The organism is Actinoplanes sp. NBRC 101535 (assembly GCF_030269225.1).
Lineage (GTDB): Bacteria > Actinomycetota > Actinomycetes > Mycobacteriales > Micromonosporaceae > Actinoplanes > Actinoplanes rectilineatus.
This window is the reverse complement of record NZ_BSSY01000027.1, coordinates 38928-50524: the sequence shown is the minus strand read 5'-3', so window position 1 is coordinate 50524 and position 11597 is coordinate 38928. Positions and strand designations below refer to the sequence as shown.

Annotated in this window: 11 protein-coding genes; 2 read left to right on the top strand and 9 right to left on the bottom strand. The window is 71.6% G+C overall.

The window, feature by feature from the left end; genetic code table 11:
• The first annotated feature begins 11 nt into the window (after positions 1 to 11).
• Entirely contained in the window at positions 12 to 278 is a 267-nt protein-coding gene (locus QSK32_RS42105) for a hypothetical protein (protein WP_285475118.1), read from the top strand.
• On the opposite strand, the gene QSK32_RS42100 is transcribed toward QSK32_RS42105, so the two are convergent.
• A complete protein-coding gene (locus QSK32_RS42100; protein WP_285475117.1) occupies positions 203 to 2782 on the bottom strand; it encodes a tetratricopeptide repeat protein in 2580 nt (859 codons plus the stop codon). The two genes, QSK32_RS42105 and QSK32_RS42100, sit on opposite strands and share 76 nt — an antisense overlap.
• Positions 2783 to 2974: 192 nt before the next feature.
• Between QSK32_RS42100 and QSK32_RS42095 the strand changes: the two genes are divergently transcribed.
• On the top strand, positions 2975 to 3472 hold the full coding sequence (locus QSK32_RS42095; protein ID WP_157410884.1) for an RICIN domain-containing protein: 498 nt from the start codon (positions 2975 to 2977) through the stop codon (positions 3470 to 3472).
• A 401-nt stretch (positions 3473 to 3873) separates the two neighbouring features.
• On the opposite strand, the gene QSK32_RS42090 is transcribed toward QSK32_RS42095, so the two are convergent.
• The 8 genes from QSK32_RS42090 to QSK32_RS42055 all read right to left on the bottom strand — a co-directional run bounded on the left by QSK32_RS42090 (position 3874) and on the right by QSK32_RS42055 (position 11558).
• Complete coding sequence (locus QSK32_RS42090) at positions 3874 to 5154, bottom strand: multidrug effflux MFS transporter (protein ID WP_285475116.1); 1281 nt, start codon at positions 5152 to 5154, stop codon at positions 3874 to 3876.
• 60 nt (positions 5155 to 5214) lie between these two features.
• Complete coding sequence (locus QSK32_RS42085; RefSeq protein ID WP_285475115.1) at positions 5215 to 6063, bottom strand: DUF2510 domain-containing protein; 849 nt, start codon at positions 6061 to 6063, stop codon at positions 5215 to 5217.
• 108 nt (positions 6064 to 6171) lie between these two features.
• A complete protein-coding gene (locus QSK32_RS42080; protein WP_045741063.1) occupies positions 6172 to 7302 on the bottom strand; it encodes a M20 family metallopeptidase in 1131 nt (376 codons plus the stop codon).
• Positions 7295 to 7966 (bottom strand): DUF1028 domain-containing protein, encoded by a 672-nt coding sequence (locus QSK32_RS42075; RefSeq protein WP_045741064.1) that lies wholly within the window; start codon positions 7964 to 7966, stop codon positions 7295 to 7297. Before QSK32_RS42075 ends, QSK32_RS42080 begins: the two co-directional genes overlap by 8 nt.
• On the bottom strand, positions 7963 to 8394 hold the full coding sequence (locus QSK32_RS42070) for a RidA family protein (protein WP_045741065.1): 432 nt from the start codon (positions 8392 to 8394) through the stop codon (positions 7963 to 7965). The genes QSK32_RS42075 and QSK32_RS42070 overlap by 4 nt, the downstream gene beginning before the upstream one ends.
• A complete protein-coding gene (locus QSK32_RS42065) occupies positions 8394 to 9641 on the bottom strand; it encodes a flavin-containing monooxygenase (RefSeq protein ID WP_285475114.1) in 1248 nt (415 codons plus the stop codon). Before QSK32_RS42065 ends, QSK32_RS42070 begins: the two co-directional genes overlap by 1 nt.
• Positions 9642 to 9732: 91 nt before the next feature.
• Positions 9733 to 10593: a carbohydrate ABC transporter permease gene (locus QSK32_RS42060; RefSeq protein WP_045741067.1), complete on the bottom strand. Its 861-nt coding sequence runs from the start codon at positions 10591 to 10593 to the stop codon at positions 9733 to 9735.
• Positions 10590 to 11558 (bottom strand): carbohydrate ABC transporter permease, encoded by a 969-nt coding sequence (locus QSK32_RS42055; RefSeq protein WP_045741068.1) that lies wholly within the window; start codon positions 11556 to 11558, stop codon positions 10590 to 10592. Before QSK32_RS42055 ends, QSK32_RS42060 begins: the two co-directional genes overlap by 4 nt.
• Positions 11559 to 11597 lie beyond the last annotated feature (39 nt).

The window sequence follows — 11597 nt, the reverse complement described above, 5'->3', positions numbered from 1 at the left end:
GGCGAGCGGCGATGACGACGGTCGGCAGACAGGACGTGAAGGACATCGGATCGGGGCACGACCCGGACCCGGCCCGCTCGATGTCGTTGCGCTCCGCGGCGTACACCGAAGACCGCTGGTACGACCTGGACCTGCGCGCCGTGCTCGCCCGCACCTGGCAGTGGGTGTGCCACGTGGCGGCGGTGAGGCAGCTCGTATCCGATCAGGTGGATGCCGGAGCGGAAGACGACAACATGCAGCCGACCTCGTCGGCCTCCGGCATGTCGAGACGGCGGTAGAGGGCAACGGCAGCCCGAAAATGACCGGCGGCGAGGCCCGCGTCACCGAGGGCGAGACGGGCGCGGCCGAGGCCGGCCTCGGCGCGGGCCTGCTGGTCGGCCGTGCCGAGTTCGACGGCGAGGACGGCGGCCGAAGAGTGATGCAGCAGGGCTTCGCCGGGCCGGTTCGCCGCCGAGGCTGTCTCACCGAGGCCGTTCAAGGCCCGCGGCTCGCCCTCCCGGTAACCGATGTCGCGGCAGATGCTCAGGGACCGCTGGTGGTGCTCGCCCGCCTGCGGGAACCGGCCCAGACGCCGGTGGTACGCGCCGAGGTTGTCCCACGCGATGACCTCGCCGGTGCGATGGCCGAGCCGCCGGTACAGCGACAGCGACTGCTTCAGGTGCTCACCGGCCTGCTCGACCAGTCCCAGGCGCAGCTCGGCCAGTCCGAGCCCGCCCAGGGTGCCCGCCTCGCCGTCCAGGTTGCCGCCCTGCCGGCACAGCACCAGGGCCTGCGCGAAACGATCGGCGGCGGATCCGCACCGCCCCAGCCGGTTGTCGACATCGGCCAGGTTCGCCAGCGCCTGCGCCTCCCCGATGCGGTTGCCCTGCTGCCGGTGCAGGTCCAGAGCGCGCGCGAAGCGGCCGGCTGCCTTGCCGTAACGGCACAACCGGTGCTCGACCACACCGAGACCGATCAGCACGCGGGCCTCTCCCGAGACGTCACCCGTCTGGCGGAACAGTGCCAGCGCCTGCCGCAGATGTTTCACGGCCGTCCCGTACCTGCCCAGCTTGTGACACGCGCCGCCCAGGTCGGCCAGAGCCTGGGCATGCCCGCTCACGTCGCCGGTCTGCCGGGCGGCACGCACCGCCTGGCGGTGCATGGTCACCACCTCCGTGCCACAACGGTTGTGCAGATAGCGGTGCAGGGCGCCGGCCAGCCGGACAGTGTACGCAGGCCAGCCGTCACGGGCGGTGAACCGGACCATGGCCAGCAGATTGGGCCGTTCGGCGTCCAGCCATCCCCGCGCCAGCTCCGGGCTGCCCGTGTCGGGAGCCGGGAATCCGGTCGGGGGCGCGGGTGGTATCGGGTGGATGTCGGCCGGGTACAGCACGCTCACCGCGGTACCGGCGACGGCGAGGCAGTGGTCGAACAGCCGGGTCAGGGCGGCGTGACGGTCCGCCGGGCGGTCCTCGTCGAGCGCCTTGGTGACGGCGTACGTGCGGACGAGGTCATGGAAGGTGAAGCGTCCCGCCGACTCCTCCTGGAGCAGGTGATGACGGCACAGGTCCGCCAGCATCGCCGCGACCGTGTCCCGGCCGGAACCGGTCAGGGCCGCGGCGGCGTACGCATCGATGTCCCGGCCCGGAGAGAGGGCCAGCAGGCGCAGCAGCCGCCGGTGGTCCGGAGCCAGATGCCGGTACGAGAGGGACAGGGCGAGCTCGACGCCGCTGTCCAGGCGGCGGTCACGATGACGGTCGTCGAGCCGGTCGGCATGGTCGGTCAGCGTCCAGTCCGGTGTGTTTCGGATATGCCCGACGAGCAGGCTCAACGCCAGGGGCAGACAGCCGCATCGGTGAGCGATCCGGCTCGTGGCCCCGGGGTCGGCGCCCGCCGGGACCCCACCGGTCGCCCGTCTCACGAACGCGACGGCCTCCTGCGGGGTGAAGACCGCGAGGGGAAGCAGCATCGCCGGCCGAAGGCCCAGGTGGCGACGGCTGGTCACCAGGGTGAGACTGCCGGGCGTGCGCGGCAGCAGCGGTCGAACCTGGTCCGGTCCGGCGGCGTTGTCCAGGATCACCAGTGTCCGGGTACGGGCGAGAAGGTTCCGGTAGGCGCCGGCGCGGGCCTTCAGACTATGCGGGATCCCCCGGCCGGACATCCCGAGCCTGCGCAGAAACCCGTCGAGGACCGCGGCGGGGTCGACCGGCGGCCGGCCCGGATCGGGGTCGAATCCGCGCAGGTCCACGTACAACACCTGCTCGACGATGCCCTCGCGTGCCAGGAGCCGTCCGGCGTGGAGGGCGAGGTGGGTCTTGCCCACTCCCGCCATGCCCTCGATCGCGCACACCGCCGCTGTCCCGCCGGGTCGCCGTGCCGCATCGCGGATGCGCCGCACCTCGTCGTCGCGGGCGATGAAGCCCTCATGCTCCGGCGGCAGGCCGCCCACCACCCGGACCTGCGTCGTCGCCTCGGCCTCACCGCCGACCACACGCAGCGCCTGACGCCACTGGGTCACATATCCGGCGTCGCCGTGCAGCGCCGCGACCACCGCGAGCACCAGATCGGTATCCAACCGCCGCCGCCCGGGCCGGAAACAATAGGCCACGGTCGACTTGCACACCAGCTCGCCGGCGGGCCGACCGGCGTTCACCCGGATCTTGATCGCCTCGTACGACGGGTCACCGGCCCAGAGTTTCAGCATCCGCAGCCGCTCGACGATGCCGTCGATCGACCCGGCCCGCGCCGGGTCGGGCAGCGCGGTGAACGGTGTTCCCGGCGCGCTCGCGGACCTGTCCGGCATCGTCACTCCACAGAGAGCTCGACCTCGAGATGCGTGCCGTGACGCTACCGCCCGCCACCGGCGCCGGCCGTCGTCGATCGGACACCGTCCGAAGTCGTCCGAACTTCCCCCGAGACGGCGTTCGCCGATTCCACACTGTGTGGCGAGGCGGCCGGCGACACCGCCGGGGCCACACGACCATGGGGGAGAATCATGAGAGTTCGGTGGCATCTTCCTGCCGCGATGGCGGCCGTCACGCTGACGGCCCTTCTCGCGTCACCGCAGGCGTCGGCGGCAGAGCCCCCGGAGCCGAGTTTCCAGATCTACAACACCGAGAACAACTGCGTGGACGGCAACAATCCGAACGGCGCCTACATCTGGGACTGCCAGTCGGTCGCCAACCAGTACTGGCATCTCGACTGGACCGCCTCCGGCTTCTTCGCCATTCGCAACGCGAAGACGGACCGATGCCTGCGTGCGGCCGGCACCTTCCCGGGTCCCGTGGTGACCGGGGCCTGCGACGGCAGCAAGTACACCCTGTGGAGGAACGACGGCCGGCCTGAGGGTGACGGATGGCAGTTCCTCCGGAACGCCGAATGGCAAGCCTTCCTGGGCTCCTTGAACGCGCCGTCCACCGCCAACGGGTCCGGCGTGACGTTGGATTACCCGAACGCTCCGCAGTGGCCGACCAACGTGTGGGCCTTCCGATAGCCGGGGGCGACGCCGCTGGGCGTTACTCCAGCGGCGTCGCCGGCACGCATCGGGTCAGGGCCGGAGCAGGGTGCGGACCCTGGATGCGACGCTCGGCCCGGCGAGTCCAGCCAGCACCCACGGCGGTCTCGACACCGGCCACACAGCGGTGGGCGCTAGACACGTTTCGTGGTCAGGGTGCGAAGCCCATCCGCGTGGTGATTTCAGGCGCCCTGGACGCCCCAATTCACCACACCCCTGGTGGTGTGGTGAATACGGGCGCGCTGGACGCCCCAAATCACCACACCCGTGGCGGTGTGGTGAATACGGGCGCGCTGAGCGCCCGAAATCACCACAGAGGCAGACCCTGACTGCGAAAGGTGTCCAGCCGGACCGTGCCCCCGACGGACATCACGTGCGGATCAGTGCGCCACCGCCACGACCGGCTCGCCGTGGGCCATCACCGGCAGGCTGCTGGGCCGGACCACCAGGAAGTACACCGCGGTCGCCGCGACCATGCTGCCGAACACCACGACGGCCATCGCCTCCGGGCCGACACCCAGCACCCCGACCAGTGGCGCGGCGGCCGCCCCCACACCCGACTGCACCGCACCCAGCAGCGCCGCCGCGGTTCCGGCCGCCTCCCCGTGCCGGGACAGCGCCAGCGCCGGGGCGTTCGGCATCACCAGGCCGACCATCGCCAGCACCAGCCACAGCGGGATCAGCACCCCGGCCAGTCCACCGATCCCGGTCGCCGCCAGCACCAGCAGCGTCAGACCGAACACCAGTCCGGCGACCAGCGCACCGCTCATGATCTGCTGCGGGCTCCAGCGGCGCAGCAACCGCACGTTGCACTGGGTCGCACCGATCAGGCCGACCGCGCCACCCGCGAACACCAGGGCGAACTGCTGCTCGCTCATGCCGTACCCGTCCTGGAAGACGTACGACGAACCACTCACGTACGCGAACAGCGCCGCCATCGCCAGCCCCGCCACCAGGATCAGGCCCACGTACACCCGGTCGGTCAGCAGCCGGCCGCCGTCACGCAGCGTCCCCATCACGCCGCCCTCACGCCGGCGTTCCCGGGGCAGCGTCTCCGGCAGGGTGATCGCGGTGACCACCATCAGCACCAGCGCGGCGATCGCGAGCAGCACGAACACGCCACGCCAGTCGGTGAACCGCAGCGTCTGGCCGCCGATGGTCGGGGCGAGGATCGGCGCCACGCCGACGACCAGCATCAGCCGGGAGAACAGGTTCGCGGCGGCGAGTCCGCTGAACAGGTCCCGCACGATCGCCATCGCCACCACCGACGCGGCGGCGGCGCCGAGGCCCTGCAGCACCCGCAGCGCGCCGAGGACGGCCAGGTCGGGGGCGACCACGCACAGCAGGGAGGCGATCAGGTGGACGCCGACTCCGGCGAGCAGCGGCACCCGCCGGCCGATCGCGTCGGAGAGCGGGCCGACCAGCAGCTGACCGAGGCCGAGGCCGACGAGCGTGCCGGTCAGGGTCAGTTGCACGGCGGCGGCCGTCGCCCCGAAGTCGTCGCTGATGGTGGGCAGCGCCGGAAGGTACATGTCGATGGTCAGCGGACCGAGAGCGGTGAGGAAGCCGAGCACCAGAACGATCCGGAAACGGCGCCCCGGCGCAAGCCTCTCCCCGGGGGAGAGCTGGTCGGGCGGGGTTACGGGAGAAGTGTCAGCCACGACAGGCGACAAGTCGTCCCGGTGCCGGATTCTTCCTCAGGGTATCGCTGGTCACACCTGTCATCTCAGCAGGAGCAACCGGATCAGGAGGATGACGGCGGCGAACAGTGTGCCCAGGCCTCCGCAGACCAGACCGGCGATCGCCTTGCCCTTACCCACCGGTCCGTGCCCCGCGGCCTCCAGCTTCGCGGCCTGGCTGAGGCCCTGGAACCCGAACCACAGCGCCGCGATGCCGGGCAGGAAGGCGATGTTGATGAACAGGGAGAGGATGCCGTAGAAGCGGGCCTTGCCGGCCTCCTTGTTCTCGATCGGGCCCGCGAACGTCGCGGGCTGCTGCGCCTGCGCGGTCCCGAAAGCGGGATGTCCCGGCACGTTACCGGGCGCCCCGTAAGCGGGCGCCCCCGCTGCCGGAGCCGCGGAGGCGGGCGCACCGGCCCCGGGCTGCGCGTAGGACGCCTGCCCGGCGGCGGACAGCCCCGAACCGGGAAGTCCCGGCTGCGGAAGACCCGACTGCGGCCGGCTGTGGGGTGCGGACTCCACCGACGGCATCACCGTCGTCTCCGCGCCGGGCTGCCCGTGGAACACCGTCGACGATCCGGCCTGCCCGTGCGACGCCACCGGCGTGTAGGAGCCCGCCTGGTGATATGCCTCCGCGTTCCCGTAGGACGCCGGATGCCCACCGGCGCCGTCCTGATCGGGGGACATCATCGCGGACGGGCCGGAGGACGGGACGGCCAGGTAGGGCGGCTGGGCGACGGGTGGCTGCGGCTCGTCCGGGTGCAGGTGGTCGGTCCAGGCCTGTCCGTCCCACCAGCGCTGGGCGGGCAGGCCGTGCGGGTCGGCGTACCAGCCCGCCGGCACGGTGGTGCTCGGCGCGGGCGCGTGCTGTGTCGCCGGATCCTGTGTCATCGTCCGGTTCCCGTCCTGCTCGTTCGGGCACCGGAGGACACCCGGTGCGCACGGTTCTCCAGCAGGTGTAGTCGGCACCCGGACGGCTTTCTTGAGGAACCCGGACCGCTACATCGCGGCCACGTCGAGGGCGGTCCAGGCGAGGGCGGTGGCCGCGTCGAGCAGGGCCTTCTCCGCGTCGCCGCCGACGCAGTGGGCGGCGAACCCGGGCTGGTGGTTGAGGGCGGGCAGGGAGCCGATCCCGATGTAGGGGTGGATGGCCGGCACGACCTGGGACACGTTGCCCATGTCGGTGGAGGCCCGGTTCATCCGCCGGGCCGGGGACCCCGTGTCGAACGTCCGCCCCAGATCACGAGAGTTCCGGACATATGCCGCCAGGGCCGGCTCGAACGTCCGGAACTCAGCGTACGGCTTGCTCTCCGGAACGATCTCGAGCGCGGCCCCGGTGGCCACCGCCCCCGCCTCGAAACACCGCCACACCTTCTCCTCGGTCTCGGCGAGCTGCGCGAGGCTACCGGCCCGGACGTACCACCGGCCCTCGGTGCGGGCCGGAATCGCGTTCGGCGCCTCTCCCCCATTCGTCATGATCCCGTGCACGCGGACCGTGTGCGGCAGCTGCTGGCGCAACAACCCCACCGCCACCTGCGCGATCGTGAACGCGTCCGCCGCGTTGACGCCCTGTTCCGGGTACGCCGCCGCATGCGCCCCCGTCCCGGTGTAGGTCACGTGCGAGTGCGACACCGCGAACGGTTCCGCCTCCGCCACGTCGACCGGTGCCGGGTGGGCCATCATCGCCAGGTCCAGCCCGGCGAACGCGCCCCGTTCCAGCATCTCGATCTTGCCGCCGCCGCCCTCCTCGGCGGGCGTGCCGTACACCTCGATCGTCAGGCCGGCCTCGTCGGCGAGCGGCGCCAGGGCCAGCGCCGCCCCGACCGCGATCGCCGCGATCAGGTTGTGCCCGCAGGCGTGGCCGAGGCCGGGCAGCGCGTCGTACTCGGCGCACAGCCCGACCCGGAACGGCCCCGAGCCGTAGGTGGCCAGCAGCGCGGTGTCCAGCCCGAGGTAGCGCGGCGTCACACGGAACCCGTGCTCGGCCAGCACCGTGCCGACCCAGCCGGCCGCCCGGTGTTCCTCCCAGGCGATCTCCGGGTGCGCGTGCAGCCGTTCGGAGAGGCCGATCAGCTCCGGTGCGCGACCCGCGACGGTCCGGGCCGCGGCTTTCCTGCCGCCGTCATTCATCGCCGGGTACGCCGTAAGCAGGTGCCGTGGCAGGCCGCAGCGCGCGGGTCACGTAGTCGTCGCGCTGGGGCAGCCATCGTTGCAGGAGCGCGCCGAGTCGCCCGATCGGATCGTCGTCGGCCCAGTCCACCCGCAGGTCGGTCTCCGGCCACGGCACCTCGCGGACCACGGCGAGCCCGGCCGAATGGACCGGACCGGCTTCGCCTCCGGCGGCGAGTCCCGCGGTCAGGGCGGCGAACAGCCGGGTCTCCAGGTCGCCGCTGGACTCCTCGAACGCGGTCACCATCGCCTCCGGCACGTCGAGTGACGCGAGCAGGTTGCCGGCCGCCACCGCTGCCGGGGACTGCGCCGAGCCGGTGACGCCGAGCGCCTCGGTCCCGGTGTGGACGCTGCTCTGCGCGTACCCCGTGACGAGGGTGAGCTGACGGAAGGCGACGTCGCGGTGCCCGGCGATGACCGACGCCAGGGCCGCGTCCGCTGTCTGCCCCGTGGCTGCGGCGTCGAGCAGCAGCGGGCCCAGCCGGGGGTCGGTGACGTTCTGGGAGCAGGCGGCGCCGACGCCGGCCCGCAGGTGCAGGCAGCGGGCGGCTACGGCGGGGCTGGACGAGGCGATGGCGATGCCGAACGCGCCGGTGCCGTCGGTGGCGGCGATGCTGAACGTCATGACGGCAGGACCGCGATGGCGTCGATCTCGACGAGCCATTCCGGGCGGGCGAGAGCGGAGACGACCAGGCCGGTGGAGATCGGGTGCACACCGCGGGTCCAGCGGCCGATGGTGCGGTAGACGGTCTCCCGGTACCGCGGGTCGACGATGTAGATCGTGAGCTTGACCAGGTGTTGCATCTGCGCGCCGGCCTCCTCGAGGAGCATGGCGATGTTGGCCATGGCGCGTTCGGTCTGCGCCTCGACGTCGCCGATCCCGACGGACTCGCTGGTGTCCAGGTCCTGGCCGATCTGGCCGCGGACGTAGACCGTGTTGCCGGCGACGACGGCCTGGCAGAGGTCGTTGTCGAGGTTCTGCTCGGGGTAGGTGTCGCGGGTGTTGAACGGCCGGATCCGGGTGTGGCCGCCGGCGACGATGGGTGGGTTCATCAGGCGTCTTCCTTCGAGTAGGCGTGATATCCGCGCTGGATGAGGATCTGGTCGGCGACGTGTTTGGCGTCGTGCCAGACGCCCCAGATGAAGCTGGAGCCGCGGCGGGACAGCCAGGGCAGGCCGAGGAAGTAGACGCCGGGCTCGGTGGAGACGCCACGGCGTTGCCGGGGTCTGCCGTTGTCGTCGAACCCGCCCACCTGCAGCCAGCGGTAGTCGGCGGCGAAGCCGGTCGCCCAGATGATGGTGCGGACACCGGCCGCGGCCAGGTCGAGGGCGGCGGTGGCGGCCGGCGGCACCGGGCCGAGGTCGCGGGCCGCGGGTTCCTCGGGCAGGTCGAGGCCGTTGCGCGTGACGTAGTCGTCGGCCGCGTCGAGCAGCGCGAGGTAGTTGGCGTCGCCGCCGGCGATGTTGCGCTCGAGGTCGCCGTCGAAGCTCAGGACGCCGTCGGCGAAGCCGCTGGTGCGGCCGACCAGGTGGATGCCGTCGGCGGCGAGGTTGCGGAAGTCGACGGTGTGCCCGCCGCGGGCGCCGCTGACCGCGATGGTGACGTGTTCGGCGCCCTGCGGCGGGGCGGCCGCGTCCCACAGGCCGAGGACTCCGAGCCACCAGACGAAGTCACGGCCGCGGTACTGGCGCGGGGGCCGGTCGTGCGGGCCGACCGAGAGGTGGACCTCGCGGCCGGCGCGCCGCAGTTCGTCGGCGATCTGCGTGCCGGACGAGCCGGCGCCGACCACGACGACCGCGCCGTCGGGCAGCTGGGCGGGGTTGCGGTATCCGCTGGAGTGCAGCTGCAGGTCGACCGCGCCGTCCGGGACGATCGGCGGGATGACCGGGGTCTGGAACGGGCCGGTGGCGGCGACGACGAAACGGGCGTCGACGGTGCCGGCCGAGGTCTGCGCCCGGAAGCCGGGCCGGCCGGTGTGCCGGGTCACCGAGGTGACCTCGACGCCGGTCCGGATCGGGGCGTCGATCTTCTCGGCGTACGCCTCGAAGTAGGCGGCGACCTGTTCCTTGCCGGGGAAGGCGTCCGGGGCGACGTCCGGGAACTCCATGCCGGGGAAGCGGTCGTGCCAGGCGGGGCCGTTGGCGACGAGTGAGTCCCAGCGTTCCGAGCGCCAGCGTTCGGCGATCCGGTGGCGTTCCAGGACCAGGTGACGCACCCCGGCGGCGCCCAGGTGCTCGCTCATCGCCAGGCCGGCCTGGCCACCCCCGACGACGAGAACCTCAACCTCTTCGGCCGACATGCTTATCTCCACTCCTCATGTTTCGTACGATGCGCATCTGTTTTCCTGATGCAGGAGGCCGCACGCGGCCCGGTGAACCCCGCACGGGGGTCTAGCCCTTGACCGCGCCGCCGAGGATGCCGCGGACGAAGTACCGCTGCAGGGCGAGCGTCACCACGACCGGCGGGATCATCGAGATCAGGGCGGCGGCGGACAGCGCGTTGAGGCCGCCGCCGGTGGACTGCACCAGGCCGGCGATCTGCACGGTGGCCGGCGCGACGTCCGCCCCGCCGCCCAGGAAGAGCAGCGGCACCAGCAGGTCGTTCCACGACCACATGAACTGGATGATCGAGAGCGCGACGATGATCGGCACACTGGTCGGCAGGACGATGCTGAGGAAGGTCCGGGGCACGCTCGCCCCGTCCAGCGAGGCCGCCTCCAGCAGCTCCTCCGGGAAGGCGCGGAAGAAGCCGTACAGCAGGTAGGTGCCGAACGGGATGACGAACCCGGCCTGGAACAGCCAGACGCTGGGCAGTTCACCGGTCAGGCCCAGGGTGTTGAACAGGCGCAGCAGCGGCACCAGGGTCAGCTGCGGCGGGACCACCAGCAGGCTCACGGTGATCGCCAGCAGGGTCATCCGGCCGCGGAACGTCATGCGGGCCAGGGCGTACGCGCACACCGCGCAGATCACGACGGTGATCGCGGTGGCCGGCAGGGTGATCAGGACGCTGTTCAGGACGGCCTTGCCGATGCCGCCGGTGACCCAGGCGTCCCGGTAGTTGGTGACCGTGAACCACGGCTTGACCACCGCGTTCCACCAGCCGCTGCCGGCCGAGTCGGCGATGGTGCGGAACGAGTAGAGCACCAGCCCGACCAGCGGCACCAGCCAGGCGACGCCGACCAGGAGCAGGGTCAGGTGGATCAGACCGCGCCAGGGCGACAGGCGCGGCCGCCGGGCCGTGGGGGCGGTCATCGGGCGTTCTCCTCACGGAACTGGCGGACGTTGACGACGATGATCGGGATGGCCACGATCAGCAGCACCACGGCGATGGCCGAGGCGTGGCCGTAGTTGCGGGCCTGGAACAGTTCGGCGTACATCCGGTTGGCGATGACGTTGGTGCCGAAGGCGCCGTTGGTCATCGTGTAGACGATGTCGAAGATCTTCAGTGAGAAGATCACCTGGGTGGTGTAGACGACGATGATCGTCGGGGTGATCTGCGGGACGGCGACGTGCCAGAACGCCCGCAGCTCGCCGGCCCCGTCCAGGCGCGCGGCCTCCAGGGTGGAGGCGTCGACGTTCTTGATCGCGGCGGACAGCATCAGCATGGCGGTGCCGGTGGACATCCAGATGCCGACGACGATCAGGGCCCAGGTGGTGATCGCCGGGTCGGACAGGAACGCGACCGGTTCCAGGCCGAGCTGGTTGAGGATGCCGTTGAGCGTGCCGGTCTGCGACGCGCCGGCCGGCTGGTACGCGTACATCAGCCGCCAGATGATCGCGGCGGCCGAGAACGAGATGGCGATCGGCAGGATCATCACGGTGCGGATCAGCCACTCGTAGCGGACCCGGTCGGCCAGCGCCGCGATCACCAGGCCCAGCCCCAGGGTGACCAGCGGCAGGACGATCAGCCAGATCAGGTTGTTGACCAGGACCGGGCGTACCTGCTCGCTGAGCACCCAGTCGTAGTTGGCCAGTCCGACGAAGCCGGTGCCGGAACGGTCCTGGAACGACATCAGGACCGTCTGGACCAGGGGGTACACCAGGATGGTGCCGCCGAGGACCAGCGGGATCGCGAGCCAGATCCACGGCCGGGTCCGCTCCTGGGCGCGGGGCGGCAGCAGGCGCAGGAGCCGCTCGCCCAGGGTCAGCCAGAGCAGCACGAGAGCCGGGATGACGAGCACGCCCCCGACGAGGGCGAGCAACGGTGAGGAGTTCAAGGGACCTGCTCCAGCATCGAGGTGCGAACGGGATGTCCT

Coding starts and splice junctions, on each gene's coding strand:
- QSK32_RS42105 (WP_285475118.1), top strand. CDS start 12: ATGACGACGGTCGGCAGACAGGACGTGAAGGACATCGGATCGGGGCAC.
- QSK32_RS42100 (WP_285475117.1), bottom strand. CDS start 2,782: ATGCCGGACAGGTCCGCGAGCGCGCCGGGAACACCGTTCACCGCGCTG.
- QSK32_RS42095 (WP_157410884.1), top strand. CDS start 2,975: ATGAGAGTTCGGTGGCATCTTCCTGCCGCGATGGCGGCCGTCACGCTG.
- QSK32_RS42085 (WP_285475115.1), bottom strand. CDS start 6,063: ATGACACAGGATCCGGCGACACAGCACGCGCCCGCGCCGAGCACCACC.
- QSK32_RS42080 (WP_045741063.1), bottom strand. CDS start 7,302: ATGAATGACGGCGGCAGGAAAGCCGCGGCCCGGACCGTCGCGGGTCGC.
- QSK32_RS42075 (WP_045741064.1), bottom strand. CDS start 7,966: ATGACGTTCAGCATCGCCGCCACCGACGGCACCGGCGCGTTCGGCATC.
- QSK32_RS42070 (WP_045741065.1), bottom strand. CDS start 8,394: ATGAACCCACCCATCGTCGCCGGCGGCCACACCCGGATCCGGCCGTTC.
- QSK32_RS42065 (WP_285475114.1), bottom strand. CDS start 9,641: ATGTCGGCCGAAGAGGTTGAGGTTCTCGTCGTCGGGGGTGGCCAGGCC.
- QSK32_RS42060 (WP_045741067.1), bottom strand. CDS start 10,593: ATGACCGCCCCCACGGCCCGGCGGCCGCGCCTGTCGCCCTGGCGCGGT.